The following is a 15,785-nucleotide window of genomic DNA, read 5'->3' as shown; positions in this document are numbered from 1 at the left end:
CGAGGCGATTTTCATGAGGACCTACTATATTTTTTCTTCCGGACGCCTCCGGCGAATGGATAATACCCTGGCTTTGGAGCTAGAAACAGAACGACGCGTGGTCCCGGTGGAAGATATTGATCATATTTACTGTTTTTCTGAGTTGGATTTGAACACTAGGCTTTTAGACTTCCTGGCACAAAAACAGATTTGCCTCCATTTTTTCAACTACTACGGGCACTATTCCGGCAGTTTTATTCCCCGGGAATCCCAGCTCTCCGGTTTTCTATTGGTAAGGCAGGTGGAGCATTACCTGGACCAGGCTAAGAGACTGGAACTGGCCCGGACCTTTGTCGAGGGAGCACTGCACAACATCCGCCGCAACCTGGAAAAAAGGGAGTATGATGATATTTGCAGCAAACTGGATGAGATCAGGGAGGGGATAGGTAAGACTGCTTCCATTGAAGAACTCATGAGCCTGGAGGCCCATGCTCGTAAAGCCTACTATGACACCTGGGAAGAAATCACGGGCTGGGAGTTTGGCAGCCGTAGCAAACGACCTCCTGCTAATGCTTTAAATGCCCTGATTTCCTTTGGCAACGCGATGATGTATACGGTAGTTTTAAAGGAGATCTACCGCACCGCCTTAAATCCGACCATTAGCTACCTGCATGAGCCATCAGAGCGAAGGTATTCCCTGGCCCTTGATGTTGCGGAGATATTTAAGCCGGTTTTTGTCGACAGACTAATATTCCGTTTGATAAACCTCAACATGCTAAAGGAAACCCACTTCGACACCAATGTCAATTTCGTCTACCTTACCGAAGGGGGAAGGAAGGTATTTGTTAAAGAATTTGAAGAAACTCTGGAAAAGACGATTTTGCACCGCAAGCTAAAAAGGAATATTCGCTATAAAAGTCTTGTCCGGTTAGACTTATATAAGCTTATAAAGCACCTCCTTGGTGAAGAAAAATATTCCCCCATGAAGGTGTGGTGGTAAATATAAGAGTGATCCTGATCTATGATATTAATACTGAAGACAACGACGGCAAACGGCGCCTGGTAAAGATCATGAAGACCAGCCGTAAATATTTATCTCATGTGCAAAAATCCGTTTTTGAAGGAGATATTACCGAAGGGCAAATATCCTTACTTAAGAAGGAAATAATGGCCATAGTTAACATGAAAAAAGACTTTGTCATCATTTATAGCCTCAGGGATGGAGTAAAGCTAAACCGTGAAATCTTGACTGACACCCCCGACCCTACAGATAATTTCCTGTAGTGTAAGTGCAAACTGGCGGTTTGACGCAGGGGCTTTTAAAAAATTGCTAAAATCCCTGTCGGGACAAGCCTTTCATCTGCGGTGACCATCGACCATAGAGGAATTTGAACCTGCGGTAAAAGTAGTACTATAATCAACAGCAGATTGTGACCATCGACCATAGAGGAATTTGAACATAATCTACAATTATTCCTTCCTTTTCGGCCAGCCGTGACCATCGACCATAGAGGAATTTGAACGGGAGATTTTCAAAGTCTCGACGTTATGCTCTACGTGTGACCATCGACCATAGAGGAATTTGAACAAACTCCACCGTCCCCTCCTGCGGGTCTAGCACCCGTGACCATCGACCATAGAGGAATTTGAACTTTGCCCTTGCGCCCTTGAGTTTTCTGCCCGTCGAAGTGACCATCGACCATAGAGGAATTTGAACTTTAAGCTTATCAACAGCCCCGCAGGCAATGGCGACCGTGACCATCGACCATAGAGGAATTTGAACTACTTACCCGAAGGTCATTGGCCGCGGTGGTATCAGGGTGACCATCGACCATAGAGGAATTTGAACTCGACCGCCTGAAGTCAATTCTCTACGCCAGTAGCGGTGACCATCGACCATAGAGGAATTTGAACCCCGCTCTCCCGAAACCCTGACCATCCCCACGGCAGGTGACCATCGACCATAGAGGAATTTGAACTCGGAGATTGCTGTATTTGTAAATGGGGCAAAAGAGGTGACCATCGACCATAGAGGAATTTGAACGGGTCGTCTTTACCGGTCCGTTAGCCTGCTCCGGGTGACCATCGACCATAGAGGAATTTGAACATCCCCAGGAAGAACGGCTGCTGGCCGATCCTGTTTGTGACCATCGACCATAGAGGAATTTGAACAGCTTTTCAATGGATGGATTGCATCGACCGTGTTCAAGTGACCATCGACCATAGAGGAATTTGAACTTCTTTTATAGCGGATATTGAAGCTGGACGTAGCAGTGACCATCGACCATAGAGGAATTTGAACTAGCGATGACGGAATAGCCCCGTAAACCGTCGAAGCGTGACCATCGACCATAGAGGAATTTGAACCCCGATAACGCGGAATGAGTGCCGCGAGTGTGCCAGTGACCATCGACCATAGAGGAATTTGAACTGTTAAGGGGCACAAAGTGTTTGTCCCCTTCCGGGTGACCATCGACCATAGAGGAATTTGAACGGTTTATAAGCATAAGTTTCCGTGCCGTGGGCCGAAGGTGACCATCGACCATAGAGGAATTTGAACAATGGATCGTCTGGCATGGTGAAGAAGAGTACGGCAGTGACCATCGACCATAGAGGAATTTGAACTGCGGCATATCAAGCAAAAGAAGTCGATTTACGAAGAGTGACCATCGACCATAGAGGAATTTGAACAAGAAACCGGCGACAAATAAGCCGGTTTTCTTTTTGCGTGACCATCGACCATAGAGGAATTTGAACTATAAACATCAATTAAATCCGCATCAAGCATTTTAGTGACCATCGACCATAGAGGAATTTGAACTCCGGCTCGGAGCCAGGTGGTTTCTTCCGTGACAGGGGTGACCATCGACCATAGAGGAATTTGAACTCCTTTTACTGATGACCCTGAAGGCAATATGAAGAGTGACCATCGACCATAGAGGAATTTGAACTTACTCACCGAGGTTTCCAGTCGGGGCGACAACCGGTGACCATCGACCATAGAGGAATTTGAACTTACGGGGCGTAGGCGGAGAGCCGAAATTCATAAAGGTGACCATCGACCATAGAGGAATTTGAACCAAGCTCTCGGAGCTCTTCTCTCAACATTCCCACCCGTGACCATCGACCATAGAGGAATTTGAACCTACCAGATCGCTTGAATTCGGAGAAGGTCTTTATTGTGACCATCGACCATAGAGGAATTTGAACCTTTTCGTCCAGGTGGTCCAGGCGGCAGGCGTCTTCGGTGACCATCGACCATAGAGGAATTTGAACTTCGGGCAGGGAATAAAATATTTCTGCCGGCAAATCTCGTGACCATCGACCATAGAGGAATTTGAACCGCTCATGTAGAGGTACTTTTCAAACCCGTTGAGTGTGACCATCGACCATAGAGGAATTTGAACCGTCCCAAGCCGCTCCATACGCCACCGGGGTACCCGTGACCATCGACCATAGAGGAATTTGAACTACATTGAGCCACCCAGGCATCACGTTCCCTGGGTGAGTGACCATCGACCATAGAGGAATTTGAACTCATAACAGTAACCTTCCCTGTAGAGGAATTAAACTGTGACCATCGACCATAGAGGAATTTGAACCTGGCTCACCGTAATGCGGTATTTGGGTAACTGCACGTGACCATCGACCATAGAGGAATTTGAACTTAGATATAATAGGTTAAAAAGCACTGGAATATTAGGTGACCATCGACCATAGAGGAATTTGAACTTTTAATCCCGCCTCTTTCAGTTTTACGGCCATTTGTGACCATCGACCATAGAGGAATTTGAACCTGAAGCAATCCCAGGTCCTCATCGGCAAAAACTGGGTGACCATTGACCATAGAGGAATTTGAACTACCGGGGGCCTTGCTGCGCATAAAAGTCCAACTACGGTGACCATCGACCATAGAGGAATTTGAACGGCAGTTGATCAAAACTATCCACGGCCACCTGGCAGAGTGATCATCGACCATAGAGGAATTTGAACAGGGTGGAGATAAAAATCTGGTGATAACGTCAAAGGTGGAGTAGTAATCGGGCTGGGTACCCGGTTGCAAGTTTTTCAGCAAGAAATGGTGCGACGTATAACTGGTGATAGCGATATAGACTTAACGTTACCAGGTAAGGGAAAGTGTGCTTACTTCATCATCACTCCAGATACCCATGGCGCCTTTGATTTTCTGGCTTCATTGCTGTTCACCTTTTTATTCGTTCGGTTGGTAGAGGTTGCTGATACCTCTCCCAATGGCCGTTTACCGGTGCAGGTTAGTTTTCTTCTGGATGAGTTCGCCAATATCGTAAGTATTCCGGAGTTTGAAAAGAAAATCGCCACCGTCCAGAGCCTAAGACTGAAGACGAACTTAACGATGGCGGAAATCAGGATTACCATGATACTAAGGACCAGAAACCTCTAGAAGAAGGGGCAGAAGAGGTGACGGAAGAAAATATAAAAGAGGGAGATAGGGTTATAGAGATAGAAAACAAAACGGGTAATGGAAAAATCGTTGTCCCGTGGTGAACGCCGATAACGTAGTTGATTTCTAATAGAACGCTGGGCCTGGTACAATACGGCAGCCTTATTATGGACCGCCCCGCGGCCACCATTGCCTCACGTATGGATACCCGCACCCGGGAATGCAACGCCCGGAACTTGGCTGAGCCAGGCTTATGGCCGTAGTAGCGGCACGGCCAGATAGAGGAGGCTGGGAGCGCTGGTATAGGCAATGAAAGGAAAGAGAGAAGTCCTTGGGCCTGCGGCTATACGTTGGGGTCCGGGGCATTTTTTGATTATAACATAAAAACAGCCCCCTAGAAACAGGGGGGCTAAAAGACTAGGATTTTTGAACAGATTTTAGTCGTCCCCAAAGAACAGCAGGATGAGGATTAGGAACAGTATAAAAGCAAATCTGCCGCCAAAAAAGCCTTTTCCACCAAATATACCGTCCATAAAGGTCCTCCTTTCCCATTTCTTACTATATCGTATGAAACAGGCGGAGAAGTGTGAGTGTTAACGTCTAAAATTATGTATTAAGGGCTGGGTTCATTTAGGCCGGTGCAGCAGGATCGGCACCTAGCCCACCCTGTTTATAATTTAGAGAATTAGCCAGGAGAACCTTTAAGATTTAGTTGATAAACTTGATTACTTACTCGGCAGATATGGGAATAGTATATACCATCAAATTCCTAAAGGGGGGGATTTCTTACCACGGCCGATAGCAACAGCAACGTCAACATACAGCTAGTTACTATGGATAACTTTCTCAGAAGGTTGGCTGCCAGATTTCAAGACAGGGTAGCTAATGTTGAGTTTTTCTGTGGTGAATGCTGTAAAAAAGACAAAGGTGGGAAGTTAACGCTGGTAGGCAGAGATTTTATCGAGCTAATTGAAGTTGACGATTTGAAATTGAAGGTATCACTTTTTCCGGTGGCAATATAGTTGATCCCACATTCCGCACCTTTGGATATAATTACCAACGTTTTCTTGGGGCACTAAAAAATACTTCTACCCGCCACCGCGAGGTGGAAAAAGATATATTTCCTTACCGAAGCCGGCAAGTTCAAGGGCTCTAATCACCTCCGGCCCCTGATAGTAGTTGCTCACTATTTCTTCATCAACTGTGCCCTTTAGGATGAAAGGTTGGTGGCGGTATTCCCTCAAGAAGAGTTCTATGGCTTTCCTGGCGTCGGCCTTACAGGCGAAGGGACGGCGGGAAAGATCTTTGGCGGCCTTTTCCAGAACTTCTCTTTGCTTAGCCCACTTTTTCAAGAGACTATTCTCTTTGCGCTTATCCAGGGTTGTGGAGTGGACCACGATTAACCGGTAATCGCGGCCGTCTATTTCCCGGACAAAGCTCTGGCTTTTATAGCAAGCAGCATCTTTCTTGGGGCTTAGTTTCCCGATCTCCTGCCAGGTGCCGGTGCGGAAGGCCTCAGCCTTAATCTCCTTGTTAAGGCCGAAGTTCTCCGGTAACAGGGAGATGAACTGGAGGGCGGGTTTGTTACCTTCCTCCTGAACCAAAAGAGCCAGGTTATCCTTAGTTACCAGGGCGCAGTCCGCCACGAAAATGACCTCTTTAAGCTTTTCCGGCTTGAAGGTTTGGACCAATTCCTCTATAACCTGGGGGTACCAGGACTTATCACTGCTATTGCCGTCCAAGCTCTGAGCCAAAATGGGCAACCCATCTCTATTTACGGTCAAGCCGATGAGAAACTGTTTGAGGTCGGGGCGATGATCTTTACTAAAACCAAAAGTGATATCTAAATCTCCTTCACCATCATAGGCTCCTTGCACGGAAATGGAGGTGGTATCGACGTGGATGCCCGCAATGGATACGTTATGGGTGGCGGCGGCAGTTAAAGCAATGCTGGAGAACAACTTCTTCAGCTGGCCGCTGGTGAAGAGTTTATCCAGGGCCCGGCCCAGAGCATCATCGTTAAAATCTTCAGGCCGGACCTGTTGCTCAGCTCCAAACAAAACCTCCAGGTCCTGGTTCTCATAAAAGCGCTCCACATGATAGAGGGCCTCCCGGTCTACCAGGAGATTAATGATCAGCGCCTTAACCCGATTTCCCGGGGAAAGATGGCACTGGGCCGGGTCCCAGTCAACTACGGCATCTATGATTTCTGCTATCTTCAGGACGTCACATAACCTGGAGATAAGGGCTGCGGGACCGGCCCGGAAGAAGCGCATATTATCCATGGCTACAGGCATCGAACATTCCTCCAGAATTCTCTTAGAGGAATGATTCGACACTGAATTAGAAATTCCTGGTTAGAAGATTCTCTCTACTTTTATTTCTTTCTGCACCCTATAAAAATTATTTTTGGGTTCCTCACTGGGTGCGGAATATGGGTTTTATAATACGCAGTTGATATTTCTTTCTTCCCACGGGAAATCCTGCTAATCTCATTAAAAAGCTCGATTGCAAATAATTGTTCCACCACCCCCCACGCCTAAAGTCCGGGAAATCTGCAGATATCTGCAGGGCCCAGGAATTTCGTTCTTGGCCACCCTGGGTCTCTATCTTACCGGAGAAAGCCGAGTGCCGTCACATTCATAGCAAAACGTCGAAAGACCTTACATCCCACCTATAGTCTCTCTCCTTTAGCTTAACAAATGTCCTTCAATGCTATAACTCCGTCAAAGAGGCTTTACAGGCTTTTGCTCGTGTGGGTTGGGTTTTAAAACGGTAGCGAAGTAATCATTTGATTATGGTTATAATAACTAACATGGCCCTATTTATGAGATTTAAAGATGCAGAGGGGCTATCGTATACGTTAATTCTCCTTGGACTTACTTCTATTAACTTAAGGTGGGAGTAAGGCAGTGCCGGTAGTGACGATATCTTCAAAAGGGCAGCTAATTATCCCTGCTGAAATCCGGAAATAACATACCATCAAGCAAGGGGACAAGTTTGAGGTGCGGGTGGCCGAGGGAAAGCTGGTATTAGTCCCCCTGAAGGAAAAGCCCTTCGTGCGTTTGTACGGGGCATTAAAGGGTGAAACCAACCTGGTCCGGTCACTGCAAGAAGAACATGCCAGGGAGACCGAAAAGGAAAACCGGCGGGTAGAGTTGCGGGTCGGCATAGGTGACCATCGACCATAGAGGAGTTTGAACATTTCTCCTATCACAGTGACATTTTCTCAGTCCGCTTACAGGGTGACAATATCACTGTCCGGTGACACATATTTTACAAAGGGCCTTTACAGAAAACAGGCGAACAATTATAATTTTAGAATAGAAAGTTGCATATGGTTACTTTTCAGGTGCCCGCAAGGGAGAATAGGGAACCGGGTGCGAATCCCGGACGGACCCGCCACTGTGAAGGTGAGCACTTGCCAGACCACTCCTTAATGGGGGAAGGGGCAAAGGTGTGATGATCCGAGTCAGGAGACCTGCCTGAAAAGTTTATGCCGCCCTCGCGGAAGGGGCGGGCGTAAGCATGGATGATGGTAAAGTCCACGCTGAGATATGGCGTGGACTTTATTTTTTATCAATCAAACAAAGGGAGAGGATGATTTATGGCATAGGTTCCTTGTGCATGGCTGTCATTGCAGGGTTTTACCCGGTCATCAAGAAAGCGAAAAAATACTGTGAAGAAGGCAAACATTGCGGCGTAAACCGCTGTTGGAGTTGCAAAAATACAGTGGGAGGGAGAATAGTTGAACCTGATAGAAAGCGCCCGGGCCGGCTTGATTACCCCCGAAATGGAGCAGGTGGCCGTTCAGGAGGGTGTAACTCCGGAATTCGTGAGGCAGGGTGTGGCTGATGGGACGATAGTCATCCTGCGCAATGCCCGCCGGCAGAACGTCACTCCAGTTGGTGTCGGTAAAGGGCTGAGGACAAAGGTCAGCGCCAGCGTCGGTTTGTACGGAGAGACGGGCGGTATTGATGTGGAGGTTGCCAAGATTAAAGCCGCCGTGGAAGCGGGAACGGACGCCATCATGGATCTGAGCGTCAGCGGGGACATCGAGGCCATGCTTGCGGAAACGCTGGCCGTTTCCCCCAAGCCCGTCGGTACCTTGCCCCTTTACCAGGCCATGGCCGAAGCCGGCAGAAAATACGGTTCTTCCGTTAACATGAGAGATGAAGACTTGTTTGATGTAATTGAACGCCACGCGGCCGCCGGGGTAGACTTTCTGGCCCTGCACTGCGGGACTACTATGAATATTGTAGAACGCGCCAGAAACGAGGGCCGGATCGATCCTCTGGTAAGCTACGGGGGTTCCCACCTGATCGGGTGGATGCTGGCGAACCGGAGGGAAAACCCCCTTTATGAACACTTTGACCGGGTTCTTGCGATTGCCCGGAAGTACGATGTTACCATCAGCTTTGCCGACGGCATGCGACCGGGATGCCTGGCCGATTCCCTGGATGGCCCCCAGGTGGAAGAGCTGGTTGTTTTGGGAGAGCTGGTCAGGCGGGCGAGGGAAGCCGGTGTACAGGTGATGGTAAAAGGGCCGGGTCATGTACCCTTGCAGCAACTAAAGGCGACGGTTGTCCTGGAAAAAAGTCTCTGCCACGGGGCGCCGTATTTTGTCTTCGGCCCCCTGGTAACAGATATCGCAATCGGTTATGACCATATCAATGCTGCTATCGGGGGTGCCTTGAGCGCCTGGGCGGGTGCGGAGTTTCTCTGTTATGTAACTGCCGCCGAACATGTGGGGATTCCGGATATTGACCAGGTCCGGGAGGGAGTGATTGCCGCTCGCATTGCCGCCCATGCCGCCGACCTGGCCAACGGCCTTACCTGTGCCCGGGAATGGGATCGGGAGCTTTCCCGGGCGAGAAAAGAACTGGACTGGAAGCGGCAGATTGCTCTCGCCATAGACCCCGAACGGGCGGGAAGGCTGAGAGAAGAAAGAAGCGACGCCGCGGCGGCGGGATGTGCCATGTGCGGTAAATACTGCGCCATGGAAATCGTATCCAGATACCTGGGCACAGCCAGACATACATGTTAGGGGGTAGGATAAATGAGCCAGGTTTTAGATGCCCGTGCTGGAAAAATTACTCCGGAAATGGAAAAAGTGGCGGCAGATGAAAAGGTGGATGTGGAATTTGTCCGGGCAGGGGTGGCGGAGGGGACTATTGTAATCCCCCGGAATACCAACCGGAAGGTCCTTAAACCCTGCGGTATCGGGAGGGGTTTACGTATCAAGGTGAATGCCCTGATCGGGACCTCCAGCGACCGGGATGACCGGCAAATGGAGATGCGGAAGATCGCTGCGGCCGAGGCGGCAGGGTGTGATTCCTTTATGGATTTAAGCACCGGCGGGGATATCGATGAGATGCGGCGGCTCACCCTTGCCCACGCCAGGGTTCCGGTAGGCAGCGTGCCCATTTATCAGGCAGCCATCGAAGCCATTGAAAAGCGGGGCAGTATTGTAGCGATGACGCCGGACGACATGTTTGCGGCCGTGGAAAAACAGGCAAGGGACGGGATAGATTTCATGGCCATTCACAGCGCCCTGAATTTCGAGATCCTCGAAAGGCTTCAGGCTAGCGGCAGGGTGACCGACATTGTCAGCCGCGGTGGGGCCTTCCTCACCGGCTGGATGCTGCACAACCAGAAAGAGAATCCCCTTTATGAGCAGTTCGACAGGTTGCTCGAAATCTTGCTGAAGTACGATGTCACCCTCAGCCTCGGCGACGCCATTCGTCCGGGTTCTACAGCCGACTCCCTGGACGGGGCCCAACTGCAGGGAATGATCGTGGCCGGGGAACTGGTCAGGCGCGCCAGGGAAGCCGGCGTGCAGGTTATGGTCGAGGGTCCGGGACATGTTCCCCTCAACCATGTGGAAACGACAATGAAACTACAGAAAAGCCTGTGCGGGGGCGCGCCTTACTTTATTCTGGGTACCCTGGCTACTGATGTGGCGCCGGGATATGACCATATCACTGCCGCAATAGGGGGTGCCCTTGCCGGGACGGTTGGGGCGGATTTTATCTGCTATGTGACACCGGCGGAGCATCTGGGGTTACCAACAGAGCAGGACGTTAAAGAAGGGGTGATTGCCGCCCGCATTGCCGCCCATGCCGCCGATCTGGCCAGGGGAAACAGGCAGGCCTGGGAGCGGGATCTGCAAATGGCGCGGGCGCGGGTCGCCCTCGATGTGGAAAAGCAGATAAGCCTTGCCATTGATCAGGAAAAGGCACGCTCGTTGCTCGACGGTACCGGGGAAGACGGGGTTTGTGCTGCCTGTGGGACGAACTGCGCAGCCCTGGTGGCCGCCCGTTATTTCGGGATGAACTGAGGCGTGAAAACCAGGGGGGAAAATGATGGGATTAAAGCTGGAGGAGACGGTTAAAGGGATCATGCCTGTCAACGATGCCTGGCGCCGGAAGGCCCGTGAGCACTTAAACAACCTGGCCATTCCGGTAGGAAGCCTGGGAAGGCTGCTGGACATCGCCGAACAACTGGCCGCCATAAAGGAAAGCCTGAAGCCTTCGACGGGTAGCAAGGTGGTCGTCACCATGGCCGGGGACCACGGCGTTGTTGAGGAAGGGGTCAGCACCTGTCCCCAGAGAGTGACCCTCCAGATGGTTTACAATTTTGTAGCCGGCGGGGCCGGGATCAATGCCCTGGCCGGGGCGGCCGGGGCCAGGGTAGTGGTTGTGGATATGGGCGTGGCCGGAGATCTGAAGGACCTGGTGGAGCAGGGGAAGATCCTTTCCCGCAAGGTGGATTACGGAACGCGCAATATGACCAGGGGCCCTGCCATGACCAGGCAACAGGCGGTGCAGGCCCTGGAGACCGGCATCAACATCGCCGGAGACCTGGTCAATGAAGGCGTTGAACTGCTGGGAACAGGGGATATGGGGATCGGCAACACCACCCCGAGCAGCGCCATTCTGGCGGCCCTTTCCGGCCTGCCGGTCCGGGAGGTGACGGGGAGGGGCACCGGGATCGACGACGAGACCCTGGCAAGGAAGGTCCAGGTGATCGAGAGGGCCCTTGCCCTGAACAGGCCGGACCCGGGTGACCCAGTAGACGTTCTGGCCAAGGTGGGCGGTTTCGAGATCGGGGGAATTGCGGGGTTGATTCTCGGGGCGGCCTACTACCGGGTGCCAGTTGTGGTGGACGGATTTATATCCACCGCCGGTGCCCTCCTGGCGAAACAACTCGCCCCCCGGGCGGTTGATTACATGATCGCCGCCCACCGGTCCATGGAGTACGGGCACAGGTATATGCTCAAAGAGCTCGGCCTGCGGCCGCTGCTCGATTTAGACATGCGCCTGGGAGAGGGTACAGGGGCTGCCCTGGCCATGTGCATTGTAGAAGGGGCGGCGCGGGTGATCGGCGAGATGCTCACCTTTGAAGATGCCGGGGTCGCCAGAAATAAGTCCAGGGAGTATGCGGTATGAAACCAGGCTTTCTCAAGTATGACCCCCAGGCCCCTTGCCCCCAGTACCTGGAGGATCTGGCTACCGGTTACTGGTTTTCGGAAGTCCTCTTCACCGCCGTGGAGGCCGGCCTGTTCACGCTCCTGGCCGGTGGCGGTATGAGTGCGGCCGAAATAGCTGAAGCCCTAGGCTTCAGCATTCACGGTACGGAGCGTTTCCTGGGCGCCCTTTGCGCCCTGGGGCTGATCGGCCGGGATGGGGACGTGTTTTTTAACACTAGGCTTTCCGAGACATACCTCGTCAGGGGGCGGGAACATTACCAGGGAGACTCTATCCTCTGGCGAAAGCACCTGGCGTCATCCTGGCGCGGGTTAAAGGAGTGCCTGGAGGCGGGAGGGAGGGTGTCTTACCCGCCTCCGGGGGAATCCAGGGAATGCATGGGGCAGCGTGTGGGCAGGTACATCCGGGCCATGGACAATGTGGCCAGGTACAAGGTACAGGAAATACTGCCTATCTTTGAAGGGGTTTTTGATACAGGCAGGGTCCTGGATGTGGGGTCGGGCTCCGGAGCGGTGGCTGCAGGCTTCCTCGAGCAGTATCCGGGGCTTGCGGCCACCCTGGTAGACATCCCCGAGGTCCTGGAACTCGCAAAAATGTTGATGGAGGAAAGGGGTCTGGGGGGCCGGGTCACCTGTCATCCGGCGAACATCCTGGAGCCGGGGGCCCTTCCGCAAGGCCCCTTTGACCTGGTGATCCTTTCCAACATACTCCACATTTATACGGAGAAAGAGGGCGCCCTGCTTCTTTCGCGAGCGGCGGGATGCCTGGGGGCGGCAGGCTTTCTTCTGGTACACGATTTCTTCCCGGAACACCGGCCGGAAAAAGCAGCCCTGATGGACTTGAATATGTTGATCAATACTTACAACGGTAAGGTTTTATCCTCCCGGTGGGTGCGGGAGCGGCTTGAGGCCCGGGGGCTTTGCAGCACCGAGCTTGTACTGCTGCGAAGCGATACCGCTCTGGTGATCGCCGCCAGGGATGCCGGCGCCCTGGAGAAACTGAAGCTGGCTCCAGGCGTGATCAGGCCTGACCGAAGTCTTTTGATATCATGAAATACCGGCTGGAGATCCGCAACGCCGCAGTAAATTCATTCTCTGTAGGGGTGGGCTAAAACTTAAAAAGAATGCTAATCGGGCTGAGGGGGTAAACTCCGGGGCCCGATTTTTTTTGTTATCGGGAGCAGATTCAAGAGAACGAAAATCAAATTTATGAACAGTACTGTACAAAAAAATGAATGGCTAATAAGAATTTTGTGAGACCTGGCAGGAGAATTTATTTTTATGGCGAATAAGCTTTCTATACGAACTATCACAAGGTGACTTAACAATAATAGTGAATAGCCACACTATCACCCTGCAATTACAGGCCGATAAACCCGGGCCTGCTTTAGAAAAAGAGGGATTATCCCCTCCAGGCCGGCTCTATTTTCCCGGTACGGCTCGAGGCGGTTTCGGGCAGACGGCTTATTGCAGGATGTATACCCCCTGAGTGTACCATGGCTACTCTTGCAATGAGGAGGTTGTTCTAATGGAAACCTGTCAATGCGAAGCTAAATGGGAGGAACTTGAAAAAATCATCGACGCCCACCGGGGACAGCCGTCGGCCTTGATCGAGGTGCTCCACCAGAGCCAGGAACTGGTAGGCTATTTGCCCCGTAATGTCCAGGTAGCAATCGCCGATGGTCTGGGGCTATCTCTAAGCCAGGTTTACAGTGTGGTGTCCTTCTATAACCATTTTACGACCAAGCCCAAGGGCAAATACCAGGTCTCGGTGTGCATGGGCACTGCCTGCTTTGTTAAGGGTGCGCCGGCGATACTGGAACGCCTGGAGCAGGAACTGGGAACGAAAGTCGGCGACACCACGGCGGACGGTAGATTTACCATCAATCAGGTACGCTGCCTCGGTTGCTGCGCCCTGGGGCCGGTGATGACCGTCAACCAGAAGGCCCATGGCCGCTTAACCCCGGATACCGCCCTGGAGATATTAAAGGAATACCAGTAATAAGGTCTCGCCAAAATGCACGGGGGTGATGAGTTGTGATTAAGTCGATGGAAGAACTGCAGAAGTTCAAGGAAAGCCAGTTGGAAGCCATGCAATCCCAAGAAGCGGGCGCGAAGGCGAAGATCGTCGTGGGGATGGGAACCTGCGGCATCGCTGCCGGGGCCCGGGAGGTTATGAACGCCATCCTCGATGAAGTAGCTAAACGCCAGTTAACGGGGGTGACGGTTAGCCAGACAAGTTGCATCGGCCTTTGCGCCCAGGAGCCCCTCGTTGACGTGATCTTACCCGGCCAGCCGAAGGTGACTTACGGGAAGGTAGACGCCGCCAAAGCCAGGGAAATCGTGGGTCGCCATGTCGTTGACGGCCACATTGTAACCGAGTGGGTCGTGAACCGCCAGGGGGACGCCGTCAGGCCCTACACGGAGTTGCCCTTTTTTAAACACCAGGTCCGCATAGCCCTGCGCAACTGCGGTCTCATAGATCCGGAATCCATTGGCGAATATATCGCCCACGACGGCTACCAAGCCCTGAGTAAAGTTCTGACTACCATGAAACCGTATGAGGTTATCGAGACCATTAAAAAATCTGGTTTACGCGGCCGGGGCGGCGGTGGTTTTCCCACCGGTCTTAAGTGGGAGTTTGCCTATCGTTCCCCCGGTCCGGTCAAGTATTTTGTCTGCAATGCCGACGAGGGCGACCCGGGGGCTTTTATGGATCGCAGTATCCTGGAGGGTGACCCCCACGCCGTCCTGGAAGGCATGGCTATCGGGGCCTACGCCATCGGCGCCAGCCAGGGCTATATCTATGTCCGGGCCGAATACCCTGTTGCCGTCCAGCGGTTAAAGCTGGCCATTAGCCAGGCGCGTGAGCAGGGACTTCTGGGGAAAAACCTGTTTAACTCCGGGTTTGATTTCGACATTGATATTCGCCTGGGGGCCGGGGCCTTTGTTTGTGGCGAGGAGACGGCCCTGCTGGCCTCCATTGAAGGCCGCCGGGGTGAACCGCGGCCGCGGCCGCCCTTCCCGGCCGTTTCCGGGCTCTGGGGCAAGCCGACGGTTATTAACAACGTGGAGACCCTGGCCAATATTCCCACAATTATCCGCCAGGGATGGGAATGGTTTGCCGGTATCGGCACGGAAAAGAGCAAGGGCACCAAGGTCTTTGCCCTGGCCGGCAAGATTAACAACAACGGCCTGGTTGAAATCCCCATGGGGACTTCCCTCCGCCAGGTTATTTATGAAATTGGCGGCGGTATCCCGGGCGGCAAGAAGTTTAAAGTGGCGCAGACCGGAGGTCCGTCGGGCGGTTGCATCCCTGCCGAGCACCTGGATGCGCCCATTGATTATGAAAACCTGACGGCCCTGGGCACCATTATGGGCTCCGGCGGCCTCATCATTATGGATGAAGACACCTGTATGGTAGATGTAGCCAAATTCTTCATGGACTTTGTCAAAGACGAATCCTGCGGCAAGTGCACCCCCTGCCGGATCGGCACTACGCGGATGCTAGAAATCTTGAATCGCATCACCAGGGGACAGGGGGAAGAAAAAGACCTGGATCTCTTGGTAGAACTGGCGCGCCAGATCAAGGATACAGCCCTCTGCGGCCTGGGCCAGACGGCCCCGAACCCGGTTTTGAGCACCATCACCTATTTCCGGGACGAGTACCTTGCCCATATTCGCGACCACCGTTGCCCGGCTCATGTCTGCCAGGAGCTGCTTTCATATGTTATTGATGCCGGAAAATGCACCGGTTGCGGGGCCTGCAGTCGCGTCTGCCCGGTGGGGGCCATAAGCGGCGGCAAAAAGGAAGCCCATCAGATTGATCCTGCAGCCTGCATTAAATGCGGCAGCTGTTATGAGAAATGCAGGTTCGGCGCCATAACGAGGGAATAA

At 52.3% G+C, this 15,785-nt stretch carries 11 protein-coding genes, 1 pseudogene, 1 CRISPR repeat array and 1 riboswitch; of the genes and pseudogenes, 11 read left to right on the top strand and 1 reads right to left on the bottom strand.

Annotated elements, in window-relative coordinates; genetic code table 11:
* Positions 1-13 precede the first annotated feature (13 nt).
* The 4 genes and pseudogenes from cas1b to MOTHE_RS13315 all read left to right on the top strand — a co-directional run bounded on the left by cas1b (position 14) and on the right by MOTHE_RS13315 (position 5,421).
* Positions 14-979, top strand: coding sequence for a type I-B CRISPR-associated endonuclease Cas1b (gene cas1b, locus MOTHE_RS08400; RefSeq protein ID WP_011393228.1), 966 nt, complete (start codon positions 14-16; stop codon positions 977-979).
* 8 nt (positions 980-987) lie between these two features.
* Positions 988-1,263, top strand: a complete 276-nt coding sequence (cas2, locus tag MOTHE_RS08395; RefSeq protein ID WP_011393227.1) for a CRISPR-associated endonuclease Cas2 — start codon at positions 988-990, stop codon at positions 1,261-1,263.
* 81 nt (positions 1,264-1,344) lie between these two features.
* Positions 1,345-3,972: a CRISPR direct-repeat array (repeat unit 29 nt; unit sequence GTGACCATCGACCATAGAGGAATTTGAAC).
* Between the two features lie 34 nt (positions 3,973-4,006).
* A pseudogene (locus tag MOTHE_RS08390) lies at positions 4,007-4,399 on the top strand (type IV secretory system conjugative DNA transfer family protein); the annotation flags it as partial.
* Positions 4,400-5,232: 833 nt separating this feature from the next.
* Positions 5,233-5,421 carry a hypothetical protein gene (locus MOTHE_RS13315; protein WP_158499110.1) on the top strand — a complete coding sequence of 63 codons (189 nt, stop codon included), beginning with the start codon at positions 5,233-5,235 and terminating at the stop codon, positions 5,419-5,421.
* A gap of 66 nt (positions 5,422-5,487) precedes the next feature.
* Here MOTHE_RS13315 and MOTHE_RS08385 read toward each other — a convergent pair whose 3' ends face one another.
* Positions 5,488-6,696 carry an IS1634 family transposase gene (locus tag MOTHE_RS08385; protein ID WP_011393226.1) on the bottom strand — a complete coding sequence of 403 codons (1,209 nt, stop codon included), beginning with the start codon at positions 6,694-6,696 and terminating at the stop codon, positions 5,488-5,490.
* A gap of 714 nt (positions 6,697-7,410) precedes the next feature.
* Between MOTHE_RS08385 and MOTHE_RS08380 the strand changes: the two genes are divergently transcribed.
* The 7 genes from MOTHE_RS08380 (at position 7,411) to nuoF (ending at position 15,785) form a co-directional block, all read left to right on the top strand.
* A complete protein-coding gene (locus tag MOTHE_RS08380) occupies positions 7,411-7,590 on the top strand; it encodes a hypothetical protein (RefSeq protein WP_148844662.1) in 180 nt (59 codons plus the stop codon).
* Positions 7,591-7,732: 142 nt separating this feature from the next.
* Positions 7,733-7,902: riboswitch (cobalamin riboswitch) on the top strand.
* A gap of 245 nt (positions 7,903-8,147) precedes the next feature.
* The gene (gene thiC / locus MOTHE_RS08375; RefSeq protein WP_011393225.1) at positions 8,148-9,446 is read left to right on the top strand and encodes a phosphomethylpyrimidine synthase ThiC; all 1,299 of its coding nucleotides are present in this window, start codon (positions 8,148-8,150) and stop codon (positions 9,444-9,446) included.
* Between the two features lie 12 nt (positions 9,447-9,458).
* On the top strand, positions 9,459-10,739 hold the full coding sequence (bzaB, locus tag MOTHE_RS08370; RefSeq protein ID WP_011393224.1) for a B12 lower ligand biosynthesis ThiC-like protein BzaB: 1,281 nt from the start codon (positions 9,459-9,461) through the stop codon (positions 10,737-10,739).
* A gap of 25 nt (positions 10,740-10,764) precedes the next feature.
* On the top strand, positions 10,765-11,850 hold the full coding sequence (gene cobT, locus MOTHE_RS08365) for a nicotinate-nucleotide--dimethylbenzimidazole phosphoribosyltransferase (protein ID WP_162490148.1): 1,086 nt from the start codon (positions 10,765-10,767) through the stop codon (positions 11,848-11,850).
* Entirely contained in the window at positions 11,847-12,941 is a 1,095-nt protein-coding gene (locus tag MOTHE_RS08360) for a class I SAM-dependent methyltransferase (protein ID WP_053094904.1), read from the top strand. The genes cobT and MOTHE_RS08360 overlap by 4 nt, the downstream gene beginning before the upstream one ends.
* Before the next feature lie 475 nt (positions 12,942-13,416).
* Positions 13,417-13,890: an NADH-quinone oxidoreductase subunit NuoE family protein gene (locus tag MOTHE_RS08355; RefSeq protein WP_011393221.1), complete on the top strand. Its 474-nt coding sequence runs from the start codon at positions 13,417-13,419 to the stop codon at positions 13,888-13,890.
* Positions 13,891-13,979: 89 nt separating this feature from the next.
* Positions 13,980-15,785: an NADH-quinone oxidoreductase subunit NuoF gene (gene nuoF, locus MOTHE_RS08350; protein ID WP_053095250.1), complete on the top strand. Its 1,806-nt coding sequence runs from the start codon at positions 13,980-13,982 to the stop codon at positions 15,783-15,785.

It is taken from the genome of Moorella thermoacetica (assembly GCF_001267405.1).
Lineage (GTDB): Bacteria > Bacillota > DSM-521 > Neomoorellales > Neomoorellaceae > Neomoorella > Neomoorella thermoacetica.
The sequence above is the reverse complement of the archived record's forward strand: the minus strand, read 5'-3'. Positions and strand labels throughout refer to the sequence as shown.

Bases quoted from the DNA above. Each gene is read 5' to 3' on its own strand.
- cas1b (WP_011393228.1), top strand. From the start codon at position 14: ATGAGGACCTACTATATTTTTTCTTCCGGACGCCTCCGGCGAATGGAT.
- MOTHE_RS13315 (WP_158499110.1), top strand. From the start codon at position 5,233: ATGGATAACTTTCTCAGAAGGTTGGCTGCCAGATTTCAAGACAGGGTA.
- MOTHE_RS08385 (WP_011393226.1), bottom strand. From the start codon at position 6,696: ATGCCTGTAGCCATGGATAATATGCGCTTCTTCCGGGCCGGTCCCGCA.
- bzaB (WP_011393224.1), top strand. From the start codon at position 9,459: ATGAGCCAGGTTTTAGATGCCCGTGCTGGAAAAATTACTCCGGAAATG.
- cobT (WP_162490148.1), top strand. From the start codon at position 10,765: ATGGGATTAAAGCTGGAGGAGACGGTTAAAGGGATCATGCCTGTCAAC.
- MOTHE_RS08360 (WP_053094904.1), top strand. From the start codon at position 11,847: ATGAAACCAGGCTTTCTCAAGTATGACCCCCAGGCCCCTTGCCCCCAG.
- MOTHE_RS08355 (WP_011393221.1), top strand. From the start codon at position 13,417: ATGGAAACCTGTCAATGCGAAGCTAAATGGGAGGAACTTGAAAAAATC.
- nuoF (WP_053095250.1), top strand. From the start codon at position 13,980: ATGCAATCCCAAGAAGCGGGCGCGAAGGCGAAGATCGTCGTGGGGATG.